The sequence below is a fragment of the Collimonas arenae genome (genome assembly GCF_000786695.1).
Lineage (GTDB): Bacteria > Pseudomonadota > Gammaproteobacteria > Burkholderiales > Burkholderiaceae_D > Collimonas > Collimonas arenae_A.
In genome coordinates, this window is sequence record NZ_CP009962.1 from 5,025,932 (window position 1) to 5,050,292 (window position 24,361).

Sequence of the window (24,361 nt, forward strand, 5' to 3'; positions counted from 1 at the left end):
CGCCCAAACATACTTCCATTACAACAATATCTATTACTTCCCTGCCAATGTTGCCACCTTGGCCAAGTCGGTGCCGGCATTCAGGAACTTGCGCGGATCCTGGGCGATGCCTTTGATTCTTACCTCAAAGTGCAAATGCGGCCCGGTAGAGCGCCCGGTGGTGCCAATATCGGCGATATGCTGCCCGCGCTGCACGATATCACCCACCTTGACCAGCAGGCGTGAGGCATGGGCATAACGGGTAATAATATCGTTGCCATGATCAATATCGAGCATGTTGCCGTATTGCGGGTGATATTCAGCCGCAATCACCACGCCCGCAGCAGCAGCTACAATTGCCGTGCCAACCGATGCGGGAAAATCCAATCCTTCATGAAACGCACTGCGGCCGGTAAAAGGATCGAGCCGCCAGCCAAAGCTCGATGAGTTATAACTGACATTGACCGGCTGGTTGGTCGGCAACAGCTTGGATTTGATCCGGTCGCTCATCAGCACGGTTTCGACCACATTCATATAGTCGGCGCGATAACCGACGTCACGCGACATGGCATCCAGCGCCTGCTGGAACTCGCTCATGCTCATGTCATGCGACCGTCGGTCGCTGAGGCTGCTGGATTCCGCGCCGCCGCGTCCCGGCGGCTCCTTGAAATTGAACTCTTCCGGCTTCACGCCCGCCAGCCCCTGAACCCGTTCACCAAGCGCATCCAGGCGCATCAGCTGTGCCTGCATTTCCCCTAGTTTGATCGCCATCGCCGCCAGATTTTCTTTCAGGTATTTGTCTTTATCAGGCATGCCCCCAGCGGTACTGCCGACTGCGGCTTTACCGACGAAAGGTACGCTGAGCGAATAATGGACCGTGAGGAAATACAGCAAGACGGTTGCCAGTATGACCGACAACAGGAAGGCTGCGACCATCAATGCCAGATGCTTGGCGCCCAAAGTAATGGATTTTGCACGATTAAAGCGCGGGTGCAGCAGAATTACTTGCATTGCGGCTCCGATGGCATACTGGCCAGCTCACAGGTGTGATAATGTTTCACTATCATGCGTAGACTCTCAACTTCTTCTTACCAGCCATCGGCAATCGGCTCCAGGCCTCAAACCATAACATCCCGGGAAGCCACAGATTTTTTACGGGGAAATGACAGGATGGCGGCGTTACTGCCCGCTGTCACGCGCATGGCGGCATTGCAAAAACAGTGCGCCGCCGAATTACCATCCATGTTCAGTGCTTGCGAAGTATTGCAATGTGAAGCAGGCCAACTTGTCTTGTCAGCACCCAATGCCGCTCTTGCAACTAAACTGAAGCAACAACTGCCACGCCTGCAAAGCCAGTTGCAAACAGGAAATTGGCAGATTAATGCAATCCGAATCAAAGTGCAAGTAAGCCAAAACCTCGTGAAACCGCCTGTGGTCAAGCAGGCATTACTTTCATCCAACGCCGTTTTAGCGTTTGCCGCATTGATGGAAGATCTTCCATCTTCCGCTGCGAACGAGACGCTGAAAAACGCCATCGCTGCCATGGTGGCGCGTCATCGCAACAAGAGTGCTAAAGACTAAATTCTTCTTTCCTCAGAACCACAAAACATTGCAATAAAAGCATTATACGCCAGCAGCAATGCCCTCTTCAATATTTGCCTTGAGGGAAAGCGATGAGTTTGACTGCCGGCTTAACCGCCACGCCACTTGATTCGAGTATCGGCGACCGCGCAACATATCGCGGCAAATAACAAACCACCTACAAGCAACAAACCATCCCACCGCAAAAAGATTGTTGCAGCCCAACAAGACGGATATGCTGTCGTCTGCCGACGGTGGCATTCAAACCAAATCATTACCTTGCATACCTGCCGCCTCTCATTGAACCTCGAACCGCGATAGACAGATTGATGAATAGTATTGGCGAATTGTTGGCAGTCGAAAATATTCTGCTGGACCTGGACGTTTCGCATAAGAAGCAGGTTTTCGCGGCAACCGGGCAACTCCTCGGCGGCCAGCATGATCTGACAGCCAATCAGGTTGTCGATGCATTGTCGGCGCGCGAGATGCTGGGCTCGACAGGACTGGGCGCCGGGGTTGCCGTGCCACATGCACGCATTCACGGATTGGCGCAGGCAAAGCTGGCGTTCATACGACCGCGCACGCCGATCCCGTTTGACGCTCCCGATGCAAAGCCGGTATCGGACATCATCGTCATTCTGATACCCGAACACGCCACCGACCAGCATTTGAAAATCCTGGCAGAAGTCGCCGAGATGTTCCAGGACAGGGGTTTCCGCGAACGGCTTTCCTTGTGCGATGATGCCGCCGATACACTTCGCGCCTTTACTGGCTGGCCTGAATAAAAACCTGTAAGAATACCTGCGCATGCCTAAACGCTCTTATCCGGATATCACTTCGCCCCAGCTACGCACCAGCTGGCGCTTTGGCTGGATCGACATCTTGGTCGTGATGGCGATGCTGCTGCTGTTCTGGCTGGTGTTCTCGCTCAGCGGCGACATGCGCGTGCACTTCGACGAACTGCATCCTCCGCCATTGTCGCTGGATGTAGACATGATCCCTTATTACACGGCGCGCACCGTGTTGCGGATGTTTATCGCCTTCGGCGCTTCGCTGTTGTTTACATTCATCTGGGGCTATGTTGCGGCCAAGAGCCCGCGCGCGCGCAAGGTCATGCTGCCGATCCTGGATATCCTGCAATCGGTGCCGGTGCTGGGCTTCCTGTCGATCACGGTGACGGGGTTCCTGGCCCTGTTTCCCGGCAGTCTCCTGGGTGTCGAATGCGCCAGCATTTTTGCGGTGTTCACCGCGCAAGCCTGGAACATGACCTTCGGCTTCTACCACTCGCTCGTGACGATTCCCGCCGAACTGTCAGAAGCCGCCTCCATCTTCCGCCTCAACCGCTGGCAGCGCTTTACCACGCTGGAGCTGCCGACCTCGGCCATCGGCCTGATGTGGAATTCGATGATGAGCTTCGGCGGCGGCTGGTTTTTCGTGGCGCAAAGCGAAGCGATTACCGTACTGAACAAGAATATCAAGCTGCCGGGCCTGGGATCTTACATGGCGGCGGCAGTCGAAGCCGGCAACACCCGCGCCGCGCTGTATGCAATTGGCGCAATGATCCTGACCATCCTCTTGATCGATCAGCTAGTGTGGCGGCCGCTGGTCGCCTGGGCCGAAAAATTCAAACTCGAAAATACCGAGGCCAAAGACAGCCCGCAATCCTGGATGCTGGATTTGTTGCGACGTTCCAATGTAGTCGGCTGGCTGTTCCAGCGCATTGGCCATTTTTTCGCCCGAGTCAGCCAACGCGTCTCGATGGTGGCGTCCGATGTCTCGACCAGCGTGACCCGCAACGCACCGACGCTCTTCAAGCAAGTCTTGCGCGTGGCGCTGTGGCTGGCCATCGCTGCCGGCATTGCCTGGCTGGTAATCGATGCGTTTGGCGTCGCCAGGGAAATCAAGACCGAGATGACCGGCGCCGAGATGCTGCACGTGGTCTGGCTTGGCATCCTCACCTTCCTGCGGGTGCTGGCAATGATGGTGGTGGCGACGCTGATCTGGACCCCGATCGGCGTCTGGATAGGCTTGCGGCCGCGGGTCGCGCGCATCGCCCAGCCGCTGGCGCAAATCGCTGCCTCGTTTCCGGTGAACATGACTTTCCCATTCATCGTGGTGTTTTTCATCACGATGAACATTCCCATCAACATCGGCAGCATCCTGCTCATGGCGTTGGGAACCCAATGGTATATCCTGTTTAATGTGATCGCCGGCGCCATGGCGATTCCGACCGACCTGCGTGAAGCTGCGCAGATCTTCGGCTTGCGCAAGTGGCGCTTGTGGAAGACGGTGATCATTCCAGCGATTTTCCCGTTCTGGGTCACCGGCGCAGTCACCGCTACTGGTGGCGCCTGGAATGCCAGCATCGTGGCCGAGGTTGCTTCCTGGGGCCAGAACAAGCTGGTGGCCGATGGCCTTGGCGCCTACATCGCCCACGTCACCGAGAAAGGCGACAAGCCCGCTATTTATTTCAGCATCGTGGTGATGTCGTTGTTCGTGGTGGTCATCAACCGCGTACTGTGGCGCCGGCTGTATGCGCTGGCAGAACATAAATTCAAGCTCGATTAAGTTCAAGCTCGTTAAGTTCAAGCTCGCTAAGTTAAAGCTCGATTAAACGCTCAAAGGAATTGACCGATGTCAAACCCAGTTTCCACCGCATCCCCGGCCACCGGCCGCAGCGCCTTGCACGCCGCGCCCCTGATCGAACTGCAGCATGTGTCGAAAGCCTATACCACTGGTGGCGGCGAGCCCGTCACCATCCTCGACGACATCAGTCTTGCCGTGCGCGAGGGAGAAATGCTGGCGCTGCTAGGCCAGTCGGGAAGCGGAAAATCGACCATCTTGCGCCTGATTGCCGGGCTGACCGATCCTACCAACGGCGCCGTCCTCAGCCACGGTAAAGCCTTGGAGGGCATCAATCGCAAGCTGTCCATCGTGTTCCAGAGCTTCGCCCTGTATCCCTGGCTGACCGTACAGCAGAATGTCCAGGTCGGACTCACCCAGCGTCGCCTGAGCGTTCAGCAGGAACAGGAAGAAATCGACAAGGTCCTGACGTTGATCGGCCTATCAGGCTTCGAAAACGCCTTCCCCAAGGAACTCTCCGGCGGTATGCGACAACGCGTCGGACTGGCCCGGGCGATCGTCGCCAAACCGGAAGTGCTATGTATGGATGAAGCATTCAGCGCGCTCGACGTGCTCACCGCTGAGAACCTGCGCGCCGAAGTAGTCGACCTCTGGAATAACGCCAGCGAGACCGGTATCAAGAGTATTTTCTTCGTGACCCACAATATCGTCGAAGCGGCTTACATGGCGTCGCGCATCGTGATCATTTCCTCGCATCCGGGCCGCATCAAGAATGTGATTCAGAATCCGCTGCCCTATCCGCGGGACGTCAAGTCGAAGGAATTTGCAGCTCTGGTCAACCAGATTCACGACGCGATTACAGCGCTGGCGCTGCCGGATGAACCAGGCGCTGAAGTTGCACTCGCCGAGACTGGCGTTGATGGCGAGAAAACGCCAGAACAGGAAGTACAAACAGCGGCGCAAGATGCAAGCTCAAATCGCGTCGAACCGATTCCTAATGTGCCGGTCGGTCGGATTGTAGGTTTACTGGAAATTCTCCAGAACAATCAGGAAACCATCAACATCTACGAACTGAGCACCCGGATCGGCACCGACTTCGGCGAAACGATTGCCATCGTCAAGGCTGCCGAAATGCTGGATCTGGTCGATACGCCTAAGCATGAAGTCAACATGACTACGCTCGGCTGGTATTTCCTGGCCGCGCCGATGGCCGCCCGTAAAACGCTATTCAGGAAACAGATCTTGCGTTTGCGCCTGTTCCAGATGCTGACGACGCGCCTCAATGAAAATCCGGGGGCGAAGGTAAAAGAGGACGACATCCTGGAAGAACTGGCGAGCCTGCTGCCTTACGACCAGCCGGAGAGCTTGTTCGCGACGCTGATTTCCTGGGGGCGTTATGCGGAAATCATAGACTACGACCAACGCACCGGCACTGTCCACCTGGAGGCGCATGAGCCGCAGGTGAGCAGTACGTAACGTGGATGGAAGGGATTTGACGCGGTGAAGCTGGACAACAGATGGAAAAGCACACGCTTTAAAAACCTGCTTTAATTCAACGCCCACTCTTGTCCGACTTGCCGCTGATACGCGCCCGGCGCTTCAGTCAACTCGTCAAAGCTGACCACCTCATAGGCATCCGGTTGCGCCAGCAAGGCACGCAACAGCTGGTTATTCAAACCATGGCCGGATTTATGGGCGGTATAGCTGGCAAGCAGCGGATGGCCGATCAGGTACAGATCGCCGATGGCATCCAGTATCTTGTGACGCACAAACTCGTTTTCATAACGCAGGCCGTCGCTATTCAGGATCCGGTATTCGTCCATAACGATAGCGTTTTCCAGCGAACCGCCACGCGCCAGTCCCAAGCCGCGCATAGTTTCCACATCCTGCATAAAACCGAAAGTACGCGCACGCGCGATTTCTTTTACGTACGACTCGATGCTGAAATCCACTTCCGCCGTCTGGCCGGTGCCATCTACCGCGGGATGGTTGAATTCGATGAAAAACTTGAGCTTGAAACCATTGCAAGGGTCCAATCGCGCCCACTTTTCACGATCACCCAGGCCTTCACGCACTTCAACTGATTTCTTGATGCGGACAAATTTCTTGGCGGCCCCCTGCTCTTCCAGCCCGGCTTGCTGCAGCAGGAACACGAAGGATGAGGCAGAACCGTCCATGATCGGAATTTCTTCGGCAGTCACGTCGACATACAGGTTATCGATGCCCAGTCCTGAGCAGGCTGACATCAGATGCTCAATAGTCGATACCCGCGCGCCATCCTTGACCAGTACCGAGGCCATGCGCGTATCGCCGACCTCGGTGGCTTTCGCAGGGAAATCGACGACCGGATCAAGATCAACACGACGGAAGACGATGCCGGTATCCACAGCGGCCGGGCGCAAGGTCAGCTCGACTTTTGTGCCGGAATGGACGCCAATACCTGTCGTCTTGACAATTTTTTTAATGGTGCGTTGTTTCAACATGATGGCATTATAAATCTGACTGATAATTATTCTGTAACGATGTGTAGTTAGTGTGGGGGAAAAAACACGCTTGGGTTTTCCAACTATTTTTTTCTATCAAAGGCATATCGACAGGCTATCGAATACCTCCATTTCTCTCCCGGCTCAAACGAAAAGCGGCGCATATGCGCCGCTTTGCCTACTAACGACAAACGTCAGTTTTATGCCAACTGCGCGAGCAACGTTTCTGCATTGGAAACTTCAAATGCGCCGCCTTGTTCGACGTTCAATTGCTTGACCACGCCGTCTTCGATCAGCGCAGAGAAACGCTGCGAACGGGTACCCATGCCAAACTTGCTGAAATCAGCATCCAGGCCCAGCGCCTTGGCGAAATCGGCATTGCCGTCAGCCAGCAAACGCACAATGCCGGTGGCTTTCTGATCACGTCCCCAAGCGCCCATGACGAACGCATCGTTAACCGAAATCGCCCAGATTTCATCAACGCCCTTGGCCTTGAATTCTGCTGCATGCTGGATGTAGCCTGGCAGATGCTTAGCGGAGCAAGTTGGCGTGAAAGCGCCTGGAACCGCAAACAGGGCAATTTTCTTGCCCTTGACCAAATCGCTGACAGCGAATGTATTTGGTCCGAGTGCGCAGCCTGCGGTCTCGGTTTCGATGAATTCTGCTAATTTGCCTTCTGGCAGGCGATCGCCGATCTTGATAGTCATGATAAATCCTTGTCTAGTTGATGAGGCCTCCGAACCCGTGCCGCGACAAGGGTCGTTCGCCGATTTTCGGAAGCACCGAATGTTGAATGTTAACAGATACTACAAAAGAAAACGCCGCGCCTTGCGACGCGGCGTGGAACCCGCAGTATGCCTTGTTCCGCAAATTCATGCACAGCCCAGCCGGTGATAGCGGGTATAAGAACCCGCCAACACCTCAGGTCACGGCGTGCCCTGCTTGGCCGGCTTGCTCAGTCAGCTTATTTAGTCGGCTTGCTTACGCAGGAAGGCCGGGATGTCATACGTTTCCATGCCGTTCTTTTCCAAGGCGCGCACCGTATCGGAAGCTGACTCGCGACGCCATACCGCCGGCGCCTTCATGCCTTCGAACGACGAGCTGCCGTGACCAACCGACGGCTGACCGTGCATCAACGGCTCGTTGTGGGTGCCGGTACGCATCATTGGCGCTTGCACCAGTTGCACGGCCTTACGCGTGCGGCCGAGGCCGGTTGCGACCACGGTAACGCGGATATCGTCGCCCATGGCTTCATCGTATGCAATCCCTTGGGCAATCGAAGCATCCGGTGCCGCAAACGCGCGTACGGTCGCCATGACTTCCTTGATTTCCTTACCCTTCAGACTGCGGCTGGCGGTAACGTTGACCAATACGCCGCGCGCGCCGGAGAGGTCGATGCCGTCCAGCAGCGGCGAGGCGACTGCCTGCTCCGCCGCCAAACGTGCGCGATCCACGCCGGATGCGGTAGCCGTACCCATCATCGCCTTGCCTTGTTCGCCCATGATGGTCTTGACGTCATTGAAGTCGACGTTGATATGGCCCGGCACATTGATGATTTCAGCAATACCGGCAACGGCATTGTTGAGCACATCGTCAGCGTGTTGCAACCACTCCATCATGCTGTCGTCTTCATAAATCTCTTCGAGTTTTTCGTTGAGAATAATGATCAGCGAATCAACGTGCAGGGACAAAGCCTCCAGACCTTCATCGGCGATATCCATGCACTTCTGGCCTTCATATGAAAACGGCTTGGAAACCACCGCCACTGTCAGCGCGCCCTGTTCCTTCGCGATCTGCGCCACCACCGGTGCGGCGCCGGTACCTGTGCCGCCGCCCATTCCGGCAGCGATAAACACCATGTGCGCGCCGCGCAGCGCATCTTCGATGCGGTTACGTGATTCTTCTGCCAGCTGACGCCCTACCGACGGCTTCATGCCAGCACCCAGGCCGGTCTCGCCGATCTGGATCACGTTATGCGCCTTCGACTGCTTGAGCGCCTGTGCATCCGTGTTGGCAGCGATGAACTCCACTCCCGACACACCCTTGTTGATCATATGTTGGACCGCATTGCCGCCGGCGCCGCCGACGCCGACGACTTTAATCACGGTGCCCAAAGTTGCATTGTCAAGCATATCGATTTCCATGATATTTCCTCATAAAGATGCAGCATCCAGTCAATAGGCATCACGCTGTGTGAGGCCTAGCAACTGACAACTGCCAATTGCACAAACAACGTTAAAGTTAATATTAAAAATTACCCAAAAACCATTCTTTCATGCGCTGCCAAATCGCCTTCGCAGATCCTTCCTGACGCGTCACGATATAGCCGCGCAGGTATTGCTTTTTCGCTTCCAGCAGCAAGCCCAGCACCGTCGAATAGCGCGGGCTGCGCACCACGTCGGCCAGCTGGCCGCGGTAATCCGGCGTCCCCAGGCGCGCCGGCTTGAGGAAGATGTCTTCCGCCAACTCGATCATGCCTGGCATCATGGCCGAGCCGCCGGTCAGCACCACACCGCTCGACAGCACTTCTTCATAGCCTGACTCGCGCACCACCTGATGCACCAGCGCGAACAACTCTTCGACGCGTGGCTCGATCACCGCCGCCAGCGCCTGGCGCGACAAGGTGCGCGGATTGCGGTCACCGAGGCCGGGCACTTCCAGCGTTTCACCCGGATCGGCCAGAATCTGCTTGGCGACGCCGTAGCGCAACTTGATTTCTTCCGCTTCATTGGTCGGCGTCCGCAACGCCATGGCAATGTCGTTAGTAATCTGATCGCCTGCAATCGGGATCACTGCGGTATGGCGAATCGCCCCTTCGGTGAACACCGCCACGTCGGTGGTGCCGCCGCCGATATCCACCAGCACCACGCCCAATTCTTTCTCGTCCGGCGTTAACACCGCATCGGCCGATGCCATCGGCTGCAAGATCAGGTCCGACACTTCCAGCCCGCAACGGCGAATGCACTTGACGATGTTCTGCACCGCAGATACCGCCCCGGTAACAATGTGCACCTTGACCTCTAGTCGGATGCCGCTCATGCCGATTGGTTCACGCACATCTTCCTGGCTGTCGACAATAAATTCCTGCGGTACGGTATGCAGCAATTGCTGGTCGGTAGGAATGTTGACCGCCTTCGCCGTTTCAATAACGCGCGAGACGTCGGCGGCGCTGACTTCCTTGTCCTTGATCGCCACCATGCCGCTGGAATTGAAGCTGCGGATATGGCTGCCGGCGATGCCTGTGTAGACGTTGCGGATCTTGCAGTCGGCCATCAGTTCGGCTTCTTCCAGCGCACGCTGGATCGATTCCACTGTGGCCTCGATATTGACTACCACGCCCTTCTTCAAGCCCTTGGATTCCGCCTGGCCCAGGCCGATCACTTCATGGCGCCCATCCGACAATACCTCGGCAACCACCGCCACCACCTTCGAGGTGCCGATGTCGAGACCGACGATCAAATTTTTTGCGTCTTTTGTCATAATGTTTCGCTTATTTTTTCTTGCTTCCCAATCCGCCCGACAAGCCGCTCGCCTTCAGCGCCAAGCCATTTGGATACCGCATATCCACACCTTCGATCCGGTTCTGCAAACGTGACAGCAGTTGCGGATAAATCTGCACCAGTCGTGTAACCCGGTCTTTCAAGGTAGTCTTGTTTTGTTCACGTCCCAGCTCTACCATCATGCCGTTGTCCAGCTTGATGGTCCACGCATAGCGGCTCGATAAAGCCACTTCCACCGGGTTTAACTTCAGCGGTGCAAACCACTGGCGAAAATCCGCCAGGCGCGCCACCACATCCTTCTCGCTGCCATCCGGTCCGGACAAACGCAGCAATGCTCCATCCTCTTCTGCCTCGTCCAGGTTCGCGGTGAACAAATCGCCACGCACCGATAACAAGCGTCCGTCGTCATCCCAGGTCGCCAGCGGCTGATGCTCTTCCACTGTCACGATCAGCGTATTCGGCCATTCACGCCGTACCGCTGCCTTGCGCACCCACGGCACCGATTCGAATGCTGTGCGTACCGTGTCCAGATTGGCGGTAAAGAAGTTGCCCTTGATGCGCTGCAGTGCCGTAGCGCGAACGATCAGGGGATTGACGCGCCGCAGTTCGCTTTGAGGTGCAGCTTCAATCCGGATCGTCTTCAGCGTAAACATAGGACGCTGCGCCAGCCACCACACGCCGGACGCCAGCAATGCGAGCGCAACCAACCCTAGCAAGGTGCCGGAGATTGCATTCAACATTTTGACGTCTTGCCACATGGTTTTCGACTTTATCGCTTGGTTCGTTAAATAATTCTCTAAATAACTTCTTCAAATCTTTTTACTTGCTTTGCCGGTTACACCGGCTTCCAATCTGCAGTGGGCGCCAGATCGAGTGCTGCCGAAGCCAGTATTTCAAGGCACAGATCTTCGTAGCTGACACCGTCCGCCTTGGCCGCCATCGGCACCAGCGAATGTCCGGTCATCCCGGGTGAGGTGTTGATCTCCAGCAGGAACGGCTCATTGTCGGAATCGCGCAGCATGAAATCCACCCGCGCCCAGCCTTCACAACCAATCGCCTTGAATGCCTGCACCGCAAGCGACTGTATGCGCTGGGCCAAGGCATCATCCAGCGGCGCCGGACAAAGATATTTGGTATCGTCGGTAAAATACTTATGCTGATAATCGTAGTTACCGTCAGGCGCACGAATTTCAACGATCGGCAGCGCCCGCGCAGTACGGCCCTTACCGAGCACCGGCACCGTCAATTCGCGCCCACGTACAAACTCTTCCGCCAATACCACCTCATCATATTTCGCGCACAGTGCAAAACCGTCATTCATGTCGGAATAACCCGCCACCTTGCTGATACCGATGGTTGAGCCTTCATGCGGCGCTTTCAACATCAGCGGCAGACCCAATACGTCCGGCACCTGACGCAGATCTTCCCGGGTCGCGCTATGCGCATCCAGCACCAGGAAACGCGGCGTCGGCAAAGCCAGGCTGTGCCAGACGCGCTTGGTCATTACTTTATCCATTGCAATAGCCGACGCCATGACGCCCGGCCCCGTATACGGAATGCCAAGCTGTTCCAACGCCCCTTGCAAGGTGCCGTCTTCTCCGTAGCGGCCATGCAAGGCGATAAATACGCGGTCGAATTTTTCCGCTGCAAGTTCCGCCAGGCTACGCTCAGCTGGATCGAAAGGATGAGCGTCGACACCGCGGCTTTTCAACGCCGTCAATACGCCGTTACCGGACATGATGGACACTTCGCGCTCGGCCGAACGGCCGCCGAACAGCACGCCGACTTTTCCGAATTGATGACCTGTCATTTTTTTGCTCATTTCTATTGCTCTACCAGTTGCGCCAGCTTGCCCGGCACGCCGCTAATCGAACCCGCACCCATGGTCATCACGACGTCGCCATCGCGCACGATGTTCATGATCGACGCCGCCATGTCGTTGATATCCTCCACGAATACCAGTTCGCCCATGCCGGCTACCCGCAGGGCATGCGCCAAAGCGCGGCCGTCGGCGGCGACTATCGGCGCTTCGCCGGCGGCATACACTTCCGCCAGCACCAGCACGTCGACCGTCGACAATACTTTTACAAAATCTTCAAACAGATCGCGTGTCCGTGTATAACGATGCGGCTGGAATACCAGCACCAGCCGCCGGCCAGGATAAGCGCCACGCGCTGCCTGGATCGTTGCCGCGGTTTCCACCGGATGGTGACCGTAGTCATCGACCAGTGCAAACTCTCCCTTAGGCTTGCCTTCGGCGTCCTGCAATTTGATTTCGCCGTAGCGTGTGAAACGTCGTCCTACGCCATTAAACTCGGTCAAGGCCTGCTGGATCGCGCTATCGGCAACACCTAGTTCGCGCGCAATCGCAATCGCGGCGCAGGCGTTCTGGACGTTGTGCATGCCCGGTTGATTCAGGCTGATCGGCATCGCCGCGTAACCCTTTTGAATCACAGTGAACTGCATGTGCCCGCCGACCGCCTTGGCGTCAATCGCCCGTACATCGGCGTCTTCGTGGAAGCCGTACGTTGTAATCAACTTGGAAATCTGCGGCATGATTTCGCGTACATTGGCATCATCCATACATAGCACTGCTACGCCATAAAATGGCAAACGCTGGGTGAACTCGACGAAAGCCTGCTTCAACTTGTTGAAATCATGATCATAGGTATCCATATGATCGGCATCGATATTGGTGATGACCTCAATCACCGGCGACAGATTCAGGAAAGACGCATCCGACTCATCGGCCTCCGCCACGATAAAGTCGCCCGAACCCAGCTTGGCGTTGGCGCCAGCGCTGGTCAGACGGCCGCCGATGACGAAGGTCGGATCCAACCCGCCCTGCGCCAGTACGCTCGCCACCAGGCTGGTGGTAGTGGTTTTTCCATGGGTGCCGGCAATCGCGATGCCGCGCTTGAGCCGCATCAACTCCGCCAGCATGACCGCGCGCGGGACGATCGGAATATGTTTTTCGCGCGCTGCGACAACTTCCGGATTATCGGCTTGCACCGCGGTCGAGGTAACGATGGCGTGGGCCTGGTCGATATGCGCTGCCGCGTGGCCACGGCTCACCTTGGCGCCAAGACCGGCCAGACGGCGAGTCGCCGCATTGTCGCCGAGATCGGAGCCGGAAATCGTGTAGCCGAGATTCAGCAATACTTCAGCGATGCCGCTCATGCCGCTGCCGCCAATTCCGACGAAATGGATATTCTTTACTTTATGTTTCATAGTAGTTACTCACTGCGCACCTGCCAATTCTTCAAGAACCTGCGCGATGGCTTCATTCGCATCGCGCCGGCCGTTTTCATATGCTGCCTGCGCCATCGTTTGGCAGTCCTGACGCGAGATCCGCGTCAACAACGCGGCCAGGCGCTCCTTGCTCAAGTCTGTTTGCGGCAAATGAATCGCCGCCCTTTGCGTCGCCATCCAGCGTGCATTGTCGCGCTGATGCGAAGTAGTCGAAGCCACCAATGGCACCAGTACGCTAGCGACGCCGGCTGCAGTCAGTTCCGACACCGTGATCGCCCCGGCCCGACAAATCACCAGGTCGGCGTCGGCATAACGGCGCGGCATGTCGTCGATAAACGCCACCACTTCTGCCGACACGCCAGCTGCCGCATAGGCGCTCCGTAAGGCCTCGATATGCTGCTTGCCGGACTGGTGCGTAACGCTCGGCCGCTGTTCGGCGGGAATCAAGGCCAGCGCCGCCGGCAGGCAATCGTTCAGCGCTTTCGCGCCAAGGCTGCCGCCAACTACCAGCAAACGCAGCGGGCCGATGCGGCCGCTGTAGCGCTCTGCCGGCAAAGGCAGCGCCATGATTTCCTTGCGCACCGGATTACCGGTCACCAGCGCCTTGTTGGCCGCCTTGCCGAAATCTGCGGGGAAACCGAACAGTACCCGCTTGGCCAACGGCGTCAGGGTCTTGTTCGACAACAGCAAGGCCGCATCGGCATTCACCAACACCAGCGGTACGCCACGCAAACGCGCCATCGCACCGCCCGGCACTGTCACATAGCCGCCCATTCCCAGCACCACATCGGCCTGGCGTCGACCCAATATCCGGAAGCAAGCCGGAAAACTGAGCAACATACGCCAAACGCCGCGCACGGTATGCGCCAAGCCTTTGCCGCGCAAACCGGAGAAGACGATCTTGTCCATCTCGATACCATGCTGCGGCACAAGGTCAGTCTCCATGCCATGCGTGGTTCCCAGCCAGCTTACTTGCCAGCCGCGTGCACGCATGGTGTCGGCAATTGCCAGACCGGGGAAAATATGGCCGCCGGTACCCGCCGCCATGATCATCAGGTTTTTTTTGCTTGCGCTCATGCCCGGCCTCCACGCATGAGAACCCGGTTCTCGTAATCGATGCGCAACAGGATCGCCAGGCCGATACAGTTAATCAGCACGCCGGAGCCGCCATAGCTCATCAACGGCAAGGTCAATCCCTTGGTCGGCAACAAACCCAGGTTGACGCCCATGTTGATGAAGGTCTGCACACCGATCCAGATACCGATGCCCTTGGCGGTCAGGCCGGCGAAAGTCTGCTCCATCGCGATCGCCTGGCGGCCGATTTCAAACGAACGTTTGATAATCCAGTAAAACAGCATGACCACCACCAGCACACCAGCAAACCCAAGTTCCTCGCCGATGACAGCAAGCAAAAAGTCGGTATGCGCTTCCGGCAGGTAGTGTAGTTTTTCAACGCTGGCGCCAAGACCAACCCCAAACAGTTCGCCACGGCCAAAAGCAATCAACGAATGCGACAACTGGTATGCCTTGCCCAGTGCATTTTCTTCCGCCCAAGGATTCAGATAGGCAAAAATCCGCTCGCGACGCCATGGCGAGAGCCAGATCACCAGCGTAAACATCCCGGCCAGCATGGCGCCGATGCCGCCGAACCAGACACCGTTGATTCCGCCCAAAAACAAGATGCCCATAGCAATACATACGATCACACCGAGAGCGCCCAGATCTGGCTCCAGCATCAGCAGCAGGCCGACCAGGCCGACGGCGGCAGTCATCGGCAAAAATCCCTTGGTCAGCTTGTGCATCACTTCCTGCTTGCGCACCGTGTAATTGGCCGCGTACAAGACGATGAACAGCTTCATCAGTTCCGACGGCTGCAAATTGAAAACCCGGAACGACAGCCAGCGCTTGGCGCCATTGACGCCGCGTCCCAGGCCTGGCACTAGCACCATGGCCAGCAGTATCAAAGTAACCACGAACAGATACGGCGCCCAGCGCTGCCAGGTAGCGATAGGAATGCGGAAAGTCACCAGTCCGGCGACTAGCGAAACGCAGATGAAGATCGCTTGCCGCACCAGGAAATGGGCATTCGTATAGTTGGCGTACTTGGGCGAGTCCGGCAAGGCAATCGAGGCCGAATACACCATCACCAGGCCAAACAACATCAGCAAGATGACCACCCAAACCAGCGGTTGGTCGTATTCCATCATTTTCGAACGCTGGACGCCGGGCCTTTGGCTGTCACGCGCACGCGGCCGCGGCGGCGCACTATTCACAGTGCTATCCGCCGGCTTGCCTGAAAATGATGGAAAGGCGAATTTCATAGTCCGACCTCGCCACGCGACAAGGCCAGTTCACGCACGGCATCGACAAACACTTGTGCCCGGTGCGCGTAGTTGCGGAACATGTCGAAACTGGCGCAGGCTGGTGACAGCAGCACGGCGTCGCCAGCATGCGCCAGCTCGGCGGCGCGCACGACGGCCTGTTCCAATGTTTCACAGTCGACAATTTCCAGGCCGCCGGCCTGGTGTTCAACCGCTGCACGAATTGCCGCCGCATCACGGCCGATCAGCAGCAACGCCCGACCGTAGGCGGCCAGCGGCGCGCCCAGAGGCGCAAAATCCTGTCCCTTACCGTCGCCACCTGCGATCAGTATCAGGCGGCTGGCATTACCGTCGCCGTCGCAACCTCGGCCGATGCCATTCAACGCGGCCACCGTGGCGCCAACATTGGTGCCTTTGCTGTCATCGTAATATTCGACGCCACCAATGGTAGTGACCAGTTCAACTCGATGCGGCTCGCCGTGATACTCGCGCAAACCATGCAACAAGGGGGCAAACGGCAAGTCGATTGCACGGCACAGCGCCAGCGCCGCCAGCGCGTTGGCCGCATTGTGGCGGCCACGGATACGCAAGGCATCGGCCGGCATCAGACGCTTTACCGTCACCGGCAACAAGGCCAGCTGTTCTTTCTTGCTGCGCCGCTTTTCGACTCTCTCTTCTTCGTCACCAGGCACCGCAACCGACAACCACTGCATACCGTTGTCGCTGACCAGGCCGAAACAATCACCTTCATCGGGCTCATCAAAACCGAAACTGATGCTATTGCCTGTCTTGAACTGCATCGTCAAAGGATCGTCGCGATTCAGCACACGTACGGTTTCGGCGCTGAAGATGCGCGCCTTGTCAGCGACGTACGACGTCATGTCGCCATGCCAGTCCAGGTGATCCTGGGTGATGTTCAAAATCGTTGCGGCGTCGGCATGCAGACCACACGTTGCATGCAACTGGAAACTGGACAACTCCAGTACCCAAACTTGCGGCAAAGCCTCGCGTTCCAGCGCGCTGCGCAAGACATCCAGTGCTGCAGGGCTGATATTGCCGGCGACCTGCACCGTCAGGCCGGCGCGTTCGCATAGCAAGCCGGTCAGGCTGGTGACCGTGGTCTTGCCGTTGGTACCAGTGATGGCAATCACCTTTGGCGTATAGGCGTGGCTTTCGCGTAGTGCCGCCAGGGCTTGTGCAAATACCTCGATTTCACCCCATACCGGAATGTCACGATCGGTGGCGGCGGACAGGATGTCTTTTAACTCCTTGCCGGGCGCCAAACCCGGGCTGGTCACGGCAAAGTCGATGCCATCCAGCAGGCTGGCGGCAAAGCCACCTTCTTCGCCGGAGCTGACGAACTCCACCGCCGGAATTTCCTGCAACAGCAGCGGCAGCCGTTCCGGTGCGCTGCGTGTGTCTGCCACGCGCACGGTTGCACCGCAATGTGCCAGCCACAAAGCGGATGCCAGACCCGACTCGCCGAGTCCTAATACCAGAACATGTTTACCCGTATAGTTCATTACTGCTGCTCACTACCTTAACTTCAGGGTTGAAAGTCCAAACAACACCAACATCATTGAGATGATCCAGAAACGCACTACTACCTGCGTCTCTTTCCAGCCTTTTTGCTCGTAGTGATGGTGCAGAGGCGCCATCAACAGCACGCGGCGACCCACGCCGAAGCGCTTCTTTGTGTACTTGAAATAGATTACTTGCAACATGACCGATAAAGTTTCGACCACGAAAATACCACCCATAATGAACAGCACGATTTCCTGGCGCACGATCACGGCGACAGTTCCCAGCGCACCGCCCAAGGCCAGGGCGCCGACATCGCCCATGAAAACTTGCGCCGGATAGGCGTTGTACCAAAGGAAAGCAAGCCCTGCACCCGCCATCGCGCCGCAGAAGATCAGCAGCTCGCCCGCGCCCGGGATATGCGGAATCAGCAGATATTTCGCGAACGTGACGTTACCGGTCAGATAAGCGAACAATCCCAGCGCTGCGCCTACCATCACAGTCGGCATGATCGCCAGGCCGTCGAGACCATCGGTCAGGTTGACAGCGTTACTGGTGCCGACGATGACAAAATAGGTCAGCGCCATGAAGCCCCACACGCCCAATGGATAACTGACCGTCTTGAAAAACGGCACGATCAGGTCGGCCTTTGGCGGCAGATCCAGACTGAAGCCGGATTCGACCCAGGCCACAAACAAATCCCAGACCTGGGTGTTGTTCGGCGCCGAGACTGAGAACGCCAGGTAGATTGCGGCGACCACGCCGATCACCGATTGCCAGAAATATTTTTCTCGCGAGCGCATACCGTTCGGATCCTTGTAGACCACCTTGCGATAGTCATCGACCCAGCCGATAGTGCCGAAACCGAGCGTCACGATCAGTACGATCCAGACAAAACGATTGCCGAGATCGCTCCATAGCAACGTTGAAATCCCGATGGCGATCAAGATCAGCACGCCACCCATGGTCGGCGTGCCGGATTTGATCAGATGCGTTTGCGGACCGTCGGTACGCACCGCTTGGCCGACCTTCAGGCGCGCCAGCATACGGATCACGCCAGGACCGGCGATCAAACCAATCATCAATGCCGTCAAGGTCGCGAACACGGCACGGAATGTGATGAAATTGAAGACGCGCAGGAAACTGAAATCCTGCTGAAAATTTTGTGCCAGCCATAGCAGCATGTTAGTGAGTCCCCTCGGATGTTGTACCAACCAGGTGCAGGACGGCGCGCTCCATTTTCATGAAGCGCGAGCCTTTGACCAGCACGGTCGTATTCGGTGTCATATCGGCATCGAGCGCGGCTAGCAACGCTGCGATGTCGGTAAAGTGTTGCGCTTGCGCGCCAAAAGCGGTGCTGGCTTCGGCAGCCATGTCGCCTAGCGTGAATAGTTTCGTGATGCCCCGTTGCTGTGCGTAAGCGCCAATTTCCTGATGAAACGTGCTTCCCTCGTTGCCGACCTCGCCCATCTCGCCCAGCACCAGCAAACGCGGTGCGGCAGACTGCGCCAGCACATCGATAGCAGCCCGCACAGAATCCGGATTGGCATTGTAGGTATCGTCAATCACCAGCGCGCCGGCGCAAGTCGCCACGGTCGCCAGCTTGCGTTGCAGACGACCGCTAACCGGCGCGAAGGATTCCAGGCCGCGCTTGATGGCAGCGACATCGACGCCGATCGCCAAGGCGCAGGCGATAGCGGCCAGCGCGTTGCGGACGTTGTGTTCGCCGGCGGCAAACAGTTGCACAGTGAATACCGGTTGATCCGGAACACTGACCGTCAAGTCGCTACCAAAGCCATTGGCGGCGTTGTTATAGCTGCAATGGACATCAGCTTCAGGTGTCAGGCCGAAAGTAATGCTGCCGCCCTTGCCTGCGCTGTAGCTGCGCCACAGATCAGTGTAAGGATCGTCTGCCGGAAACACCGCGATGCCATTATTTGCCATGCCACGGATCACGTTGCCGTTTTCCTCAGCAACAGCTTCGACGCTGGCCATGAATTCCTGATGTTCGCGTTGGGCGTTATTGACGAGAGCGACAGTGGGTTCGGCAATTGCAGTCAACACGGCGATCTCGCCTGGATGGTTCATGCCAAGCTCGATCACGGCAGCCTGATGCATGCCTTCCAGCCGCAATAAGGTCAGCGGCACACCAATTTCGTTATTGAAATTGCCGCGCGTAGCCAGCGACTTGTCAACGCCAAAAGCCGCGACCAGAATCGCGGCAATCATTTCTTTTACTGTGGTTTTTCCATTGCTGCCGGTGACAGCGATCAGCGGCAGCTTGAATTGCTGGCGCCAGCGCTGTCCTATCGTGCCCAAGGCCTCACGGGTATCTTTAACTACTAGCGCAGGAACAGCCAATGCGACGGGAGCACGCTCGACTATCACAGCGGCGGCGCCCTGTGCGATGACCTGATCCAGGAAATCGTGGGCGTCGAAACGCTCGCCGCGCAGAGCGACAAACACAGAACCGGGGGTCACTGCGCGGCTGTCGGTGAACAATCCGTCAATCGCAGTCTGGCCGCTGGCCCCCACGCTCGCGGGCACTCCCAACCAGGATTGTAGTTGCGCCAATGAAGTATGCATCAGCTACCGCCCTTCATCGTGGCCCGCGCTGCGAGCGCCAGAGCGGTGTGATCGGCGTCTAAAAACGGCAATTTCTTTCCTTTGATTTCCTGATATGTTTCATGTCCTTTTCCTGCCAGCAGCACCACATCCGCCCTGGCGGCATGACGTACAGCCCACAAGATCGCGGCAGCACGATCTTCCAAGGCCTGCGCGTCGTGCGGCGCCTTCATTCCCGCAAGGACCTGGCCGATGATGACGGCAGGCTCTTCGCTGCGCGGATTGTCGCTGGTGACGATGACGTGATCCGCCAGTTCCGCCACTGCCCCCATCTGCGGCCGCTTGCCGGGATCGCGATCGCCGCCGCAACCGAACACGCACCACAGTTCGCCATTGCGTTGCTGCGCAACCTGTCGCAAGGTACTCAAGGTCTTTTCCAAGGCATCTGGCGTGTGGGCATAATCGATCACGATCAGCGGCGCGTCTTGGCCGCCGAATTGCTGCATTCGACCCGGTACGGCAACCAACAGTTCAATCGCATAGAGCGCGGTTTTCCATTCAATGCCATGCGCCAGCAACACACCCAGGATACCTAGTGCATTACTGACATTGAATTGGCCCACCAACTGAGTCTTGACCTGCCCTGAACCGAATGGCGATTCAACGTGAAAAACGGTGCCGCTGGCACTGGTGCGGATTGCCGAGGCACGCAGTACGGCCACGCCAGGCGGCGCATCCAATGCGTCGCAGGTATAGCCGATCAGGGGAATCGCCTGCTTCTTTTGCTGCAGATGGCTGATCAGGCGCAATCCCATGTCGTCATCAAGATTGATCACAGCTTGCTGCAAACCCGGCCAGTCGAACAACATGCGCTTGGCGGCTTCGTAATGTTGCTCATCGCCGTGATAATCCAGATGATCGCGGGTGAAATTGGTAAACAAGGCGATGTCGACATGCATGCCGTTCAAGCGTCCCTGCTCCAGGCCGATCGAAGACGCCTCGATGGCCAGCGCGGTGACGCCTTGTTTGCGCATGTCGCTCAAGGTATGTTGCAGCAGCAGCGCATCCGGCGTGGTGTTGCCGGTTTCCTCGAATTCGCCGCGCTCGCCTTGCGCAAAAATACCGGTCCCGAGCGTACCGATCACACCGGTGTCCTGCCCCAGGTGCGACAAAGCGTGTCCGAGCCACTGGCTGCAGGACGTCTTGCCGTTGGTGCCGGTGACGGCCACCACCAGCATATCCTTGTCGGCTTGCTGATAATACGCGCCGGCAATCTGGCCTGACAGGTGCTTGAGTCCGCTGACCGCCAGATGTGCTGTAGTCCATGCGGCGTCCCAGCTGAATTTCTCGCTCTCGTACAGCACTGCGGAAGCGCCATTTTTCAGCGCTTGTGCAATATAGGCACGGCCATCTGCGGCATCGCCTGGGTAGGCGAAAAATACGTCGCCAGCCTTGACTTTGCGCGAATCCGACACCAGCTCTGCGCCGGCCGGCGCAACGCCGCTCAACCATTGCTGGATGTCTTGTAATTGCTTTCCCTTGGAGGTCATTACAAACCCTCCTGCGGACCATCGGTCGGGATAATGATGTCCGTCACGCTGGAATCCGGCGGCACGTTCAGGGCCCGCAAGGCATTCGCGGCGACTGTCGCAAATACCGGCGCCGCCACATCGCCACCAAAGTGCGAACCGACCGTCGGCTCATCCACCATCACGGCAATGATCAGGCGCGGATCGGAGGCTGGTGCAAAACCGACAAAGTCGGCGATATATTTTTTGACGTACTTGCCGCCTTCAATCTTGTAAGCCGTACCGGTTTTGCCACCGACTCGATAACCAGGCACCTGTGCTTTCGGCGCTGTGCCGCCAGGAGCAGTGACTCTTTCCAGCATGGCGCGCATAGTGAGCGCGGTCTTTTCAGAGACCACACGCTGGCCGACCGGCGGTTCGGTAACCTTCTGGAACGAAAGCGGAATCAGATCGCCGTTGCGAGCGAAGATCGTATAGGCATGCGCCATCTGGATCAGCGATACCGATATCCCGTGACCGTAGCTCATGGTCGCCTGCTCAATCGGCCGCCAGGACTTGAAAGGTCGTACGCGGCCGGCGACGGCGCCGGGGAAACCGAACTTCGGTTGCTGGCCGAGACCGACGGTAGTGAACATTTCCCACATTTCTTCAGCCGGCATCTTCAGCGCGATCTGCGCAGTACCAAGATTCGACGATTTCTGGATAATCTGCGCCACGCTCATGGTCAGCAAGCCATGCGGATGCGAATCGCCGATAGTAGCGGTGCCGATGGTCATCTTGTCCGGCACCTGGAACGTGGTGGTGGCTTGCACCCGGTTAGTATCCAGCGCCAGGGCAATCGTGAACGGTTTCAGGGTCGAGCCTGGCTCGAAGGTATCCGTCATCACGCGGTTGCGCAATTGCGCACCGGTCAGGACTGAGCGGTCGTTAGGGTTGTAGCTCGGCAGGTTGGCCAGCGCTAGCACTTCGCCGCTCTTGGCGTCGACCACCACAATACCGCCGGCCTTGGCCTTGAATTTCTCGACCGCTTCCTTGAGCTGAGTGAAGGCGATGTACTGGATCTTGCTATCGATCGACAACACCAGGTCCTTGCCATCATGCGGCTCTTTGACCGCCTCGATATCTTCGACGATGCGGCCCAGCCGGTCCTTGATCACGCGCCGGCTGCCGGTGGCGCCTGCCAGGTTTTTTTGCTGCGACAGCTCCATGCCGTCCTGGCCGGCGTCTTCCACATTGGTAAAACCGACTACGTGCGCCATCACTTCACCCTCAGGGTAAAAGCGCTTGTATTCCTTGCGGGTTTCAATGCCCTCGATGCCGAGCTTGATGATCTTGTCGGACACGTCTTGCTCGACTTGCCGCTTGAGATAGACAAAATTACGGTCGGAATCAAGTTTCTTACTTAGCTCGGCGTCGCTCATTTCGAGCAATTTCGCCAGCGCCTGCAATTTTTCTTTCGGGGCGTCCTTGACGTCGTCAGGAATCGCCCAGATTGCCTTGACCGGCACCGACGAAGCCAGCACCTGGCCGTTGCGATCGGTAATCTTGCCACGTGTGGCCGGCAGTTCCAGCGTCCGCGCATAGCGAGAGGCGCCCTGTTTTTGCAGGAAATCGGTGGAAATGCCTTGCAACCACAGCGCTCGCACGATCAACGCCAGGAAAGCTGCAAACATAGCGAACAGCACAACCCGCGAACGCCATACCGGCAACTTGACCTTGAGCACCGGGCTGGCCGAAAACGGCACGCCTTTGCCGGCCGCAACGCGGCCGGTGTGGGAGCTGCGCGGCGGATTGCGCGTCATTTGTCCCCCAGCGTCAGGTATTGGGTACGGGCCGCCGTCAGCGGCACCATGTTGAGGTCGTGCGTGGCGCTAGCCTCAATGCGTGAATTCTTGCCCAGCGTCGACTGGTCGAGCTGCAATTGCGCCCACTCGATATCGAGCTGGCGCGACTGGCTTGCCACCCGTTCCAGCTCTATGAACAACTGGCGCGCCTGGTATTGGGCATTGACCAGCGCCAGCGCGCACAGCACCAGCGCCATGGCCAGGACAAAATTGATGCGGCCGGTCATGCTTGCCCCCCGGCTTGCGGTCCGCTGGCGCCCAGACGTTCACCGACCCGCATGATCGCGGAACGGGCACGGGGGTTGTCAGCGACTTCAGCATCGGACGGCTTGACCCGTGAGATCAGTTTCAATTCCGGTTGCGGCAAATCAACCGCACGAATCGGCAGGCGACGGTCGGGCTGCGGCAGCTTGGCCTTGGAGGCCAGGAACTGCTTGACGATACGGTCTTCCAGCGAATGAAAGCTGATCACGACTAATCTCCCTTGCTGGCCCAACTGCCGAAATGCCTGGTCCAGTACTATCTCGAGTTCTTCAAGCTCTTGATTGATGAAAATCCGTATAGCCTGAAAGGTACGAGTGGCCGGGTCTTTGCCTTTCTCGCGGGTCTTGACGGCGTTTGCCACGATCTTGGCAAGCTGTCGTGTGCCAGTAATGGGCTCGATTGTCCGGCCAGCAACAATCGCCTTTGCAATCTGAACAGCAAACCGTTCTTCCCCATAATCACGTACCACCTTTCCGATTGTTTGTTCATCCGCGCTGGCCAGCCACTCTGCAGCTGATATGCCACGCGTCGTATCCATCCGCATGTCGAGCGGACCGTCAGCACGAAAACTGAAACCCCGGCTGGCATCGTCGACTTGCGGCGATGAGATGCCAAGGTCCAGCAACACCCCATCGACTTGCTTTATTCCTCTTTCCTGCAAGGCCTGCGCCATCGTCGCAAAACTGTCATGCACAATCTCGAAACGTGGATCAGCGATCGTGCTTGCCGTGGCGATGGCTTGCGGGTCCTTGTCAAAGGCGATCAAACGACCACGCTCGCTCAGGCTTTCCAAAATCTTGCGGCTATGGCCGCCGCGGCCGAAAGTACCGTCGACGTAGATACCGTCGGCGCGTGCGCCCTCGATCACCAGCGCACTGACAGCCTCATCCAATAACACGGTGCGGTGCTGGAACTCGGGCACCACTGGTTCACTCATGG

21 protein-coding genes are annotated in these 24,361 nt (G+C 57.5%); 4 read left to right on the forward strand and 17 right to left on the reverse strand.

Features of this window, described 5'->3' with window-relative positions:
- Window positions 1-33: 33 nt before the first annotated feature.
- Window positions 34-990, reverse strand: a complete 957-nt coding sequence (locus LT85_RS22170) for a M23 family metallopeptidase (RefSeq protein ID WP_038493278.1) — start codon at window positions 988-990, stop codon at window positions 34-36.
- Between the two features lie 159 nt (window positions 991-1,149).
- Here LT85_RS22170 and LT85_RS22175 point away from each other — a divergent pair, with 159 nt between their 5' ends.
- The 4 genes from LT85_RS22175 to LT85_RS22190 all read left to right on the forward strand — a co-directional run bounded on the left by LT85_RS22175 (window position 1,150) and on the right by LT85_RS22190 (window position 5,619).
- Complete coding sequence (locus tag LT85_RS22175) at window positions 1,150-1,560, forward strand: hypothetical protein (RefSeq protein ID WP_367379785.1); 411 nt, start codon at window positions 1,150-1,152, stop codon at window positions 1,558-1,560.
- Between the two features lie 329 nt (window positions 1,561-1,889).
- Window positions 1,890-2,345, forward strand: coding sequence for a PTS sugar transporter subunit IIA (locus LT85_RS22180; protein ID WP_038493281.1), 456 nt, complete (start codon window positions 1,890-1,892; stop codon window positions 2,343-2,345).
- 22 nt (window positions 2,346-2,367) lie between these two features.
- On the forward strand, window positions 2,368-4,128 hold the full coding sequence (locus LT85_RS22185; protein WP_038493283.1) for an ABC transporter permease: 1,761 nt from the start codon (window positions 2,368-2,370) through the stop codon (window positions 4,126-4,128).
- Window positions 4,129-4,194: 66 nt separating this feature from the next.
- On the forward strand, window positions 4,195-5,619 hold the full coding sequence (locus LT85_RS22190; protein WP_081992629.1) for an ABC transporter ATP-binding protein: 1,425 nt from the start codon (window positions 4,195-4,197) through the stop codon (window positions 5,617-5,619).
- Between the two features lie 71 nt (window positions 5,620-5,690).
- Here the strand turns inward: LT85_RS22190 and lpxC are convergent, their stop codons facing one another.
- The 16 genes from lpxC to rsmH all read right to left on the reverse strand — a co-directional run bounded on the left by lpxC (window position 5,691) and on the right by rsmH (window position 24,359).
- Window positions 5,691-6,626, reverse strand: a complete 936-nt coding sequence (gene lpxC, locus LT85_RS22195) for a UDP-3-O-acyl-N-acetylglucosamine deacetylase (protein WP_038493286.1) — start codon at window positions 6,624-6,626, stop codon at window positions 5,691-5,693.
- Between the two features lie 200 nt (window positions 6,627-6,826).
- Window positions 6,827-7,333: a peroxiredoxin gene (locus tag LT85_RS22200; protein ID WP_038493287.1), complete on the reverse strand. Its 507-nt coding sequence runs from the start codon at window positions 7,331-7,333 to the stop codon at window positions 6,827-6,829.
- A 261-nt stretch (window positions 7,334-7,594) separates the two neighbouring features.
- Window positions 7,595-8,770: a cell division protein FtsZ gene (gene ftsZ, locus LT85_RS22205; protein WP_038493289.1), complete on the reverse strand. Its 1,176-nt coding sequence runs from the start codon at window positions 8,768-8,770 to the stop codon at window positions 7,595-7,597.
- A 103-nt stretch (window positions 8,771-8,873) separates the two neighbouring features.
- Window positions 8,874-10,106, reverse strand: coding sequence for a cell division protein FtsA (ftsA, locus tag LT85_RS22210; RefSeq protein WP_014007913.1), 1,233 nt, complete (start codon window positions 10,104-10,106; stop codon window positions 8,874-8,876).
- A gap of 10 nt (window positions 10,107-10,116) precedes the next feature.
- A complete protein-coding gene (locus LT85_RS22215) occupies window positions 10,117-10,884 on the reverse strand; it encodes a cell division protein FtsQ/DivIB (RefSeq protein WP_038493292.1) in 768 nt (255 codons plus the stop codon).
- Window positions 10,885-10,961: 77 nt separating this feature from the next.
- Complete coding sequence (locus LT85_RS22220; RefSeq protein WP_253273600.1) at window positions 10,962-11,936, reverse strand: D-alanine--D-alanine ligase; 975 nt, start codon at window positions 11,934-11,936, stop codon at window positions 10,962-10,964.
- A 14-nt stretch (window positions 11,937-11,950) separates the two neighbouring features.
- Window positions 11,951-13,357, reverse strand: coding sequence for a UDP-N-acetylmuramate--L-alanine ligase (murC, locus tag LT85_RS22225; protein WP_038493296.1), 1,407 nt, complete (start codon window positions 13,355-13,357; stop codon window positions 11,951-11,953).
- A 9-nt stretch (window positions 13,358-13,366) separates the two neighbouring features.
- Window positions 13,367-14,455 carry an undecaprenyldiphospho-muramoylpentapeptide beta-N-acetylglucosaminyltransferase gene (gene murG, locus LT85_RS22230; protein ID WP_038493298.1) on the reverse strand — a complete coding sequence of 363 codons (1,089 nt, stop codon included), beginning with the start codon at window positions 14,453-14,455 and terminating at the stop codon, window positions 13,367-13,369.
- Entirely contained in the window at window positions 14,452-15,699 is a 1,248-nt protein-coding gene (ftsW, locus tag LT85_RS22235; protein ID WP_038493300.1) for a putative lipid II flippase FtsW, read from the reverse strand. Before ftsW ends, murG begins: the two co-directional genes overlap by 4 nt.
- Window positions 15,696-17,222 (reverse strand): UDP-N-acetylmuramoyl-L-alanine--D-glutamate ligase, encoded by a 1,527-nt coding sequence (gene murD / locus LT85_RS22240; RefSeq protein WP_038493302.1) that lies wholly within the window; start codon window positions 17,220-17,222, stop codon window positions 15,696-15,698. Before murD ends, ftsW begins: the two co-directional genes overlap by 4 nt.
- A gap of 12 nt (window positions 17,223-17,234) precedes the next feature.
- On the reverse strand, window positions 17,235-18,404 hold the full coding sequence (mraY, locus tag LT85_RS22245; RefSeq protein WP_038493304.1) for a phospho-N-acetylmuramoyl-pentapeptide-transferase: 1,170 nt from the start codon (window positions 18,402-18,404) through the stop codon (window positions 17,235-17,237).
- A 1-nt stretch (window position 18,405) separates the two neighbouring features.
- Entirely contained in the window at window positions 18,406-19,806 is a 1,401-nt protein-coding gene (locus LT85_RS22250; protein ID WP_038493306.1) for a UDP-N-acetylmuramoyl-tripeptide--D-alanyl-D-alanine ligase, read from the reverse strand.
- Window positions 19,806-21,335: a UDP-N-acetylmuramoyl-L-alanyl-D-glutamate--2,6-diaminopimelate ligase gene (locus LT85_RS22255; protein ID WP_038493308.1), complete on the reverse strand. Its 1,530-nt coding sequence runs from the start codon at window positions 21,333-21,335 to the stop codon at window positions 19,806-19,808. The genes LT85_RS22250 and LT85_RS22255 overlap by 1 nt, the downstream gene beginning before the upstream one ends.
- Window positions 21,335-23,116: a peptidoglycan D,D-transpeptidase FtsI family protein gene (locus LT85_RS22260; RefSeq protein ID WP_038493310.1), complete on the reverse strand. Its 1,782-nt coding sequence runs from the start codon at window positions 23,114-23,116 to the stop codon at window positions 21,335-21,337. The genes LT85_RS22255 and LT85_RS22260 overlap by 1 nt, the downstream gene beginning before the upstream one ends.
- Window positions 23,113-23,385 carry a cell division protein FtsL gene (gene ftsL, locus LT85_RS22265; RefSeq protein ID WP_038493312.1) on the reverse strand — a complete coding sequence of 91 codons (273 nt, stop codon included), beginning with the start codon at window positions 23,383-23,385 and terminating at the stop codon, window positions 23,113-23,115. The genes LT85_RS22260 and ftsL overlap by 4 nt, the downstream gene beginning before the upstream one ends.
- The gene (rsmH, locus tag LT85_RS22270) at window positions 23,382-24,359 is read right to left on the reverse strand and encodes a 16S rRNA (cytosine(1402)-N(4))-methyltransferase RsmH (RefSeq protein WP_038493314.1); all 978 of its coding nucleotides are present in this window, start codon (window positions 24,357-24,359) and stop codon (window positions 23,382-23,384) included. The genes ftsL and rsmH overlap by 4 nt, the downstream gene beginning before the upstream one ends.
- Between the last annotated feature and the right edge of the window lie 2 nt (window positions 24,360-24,361).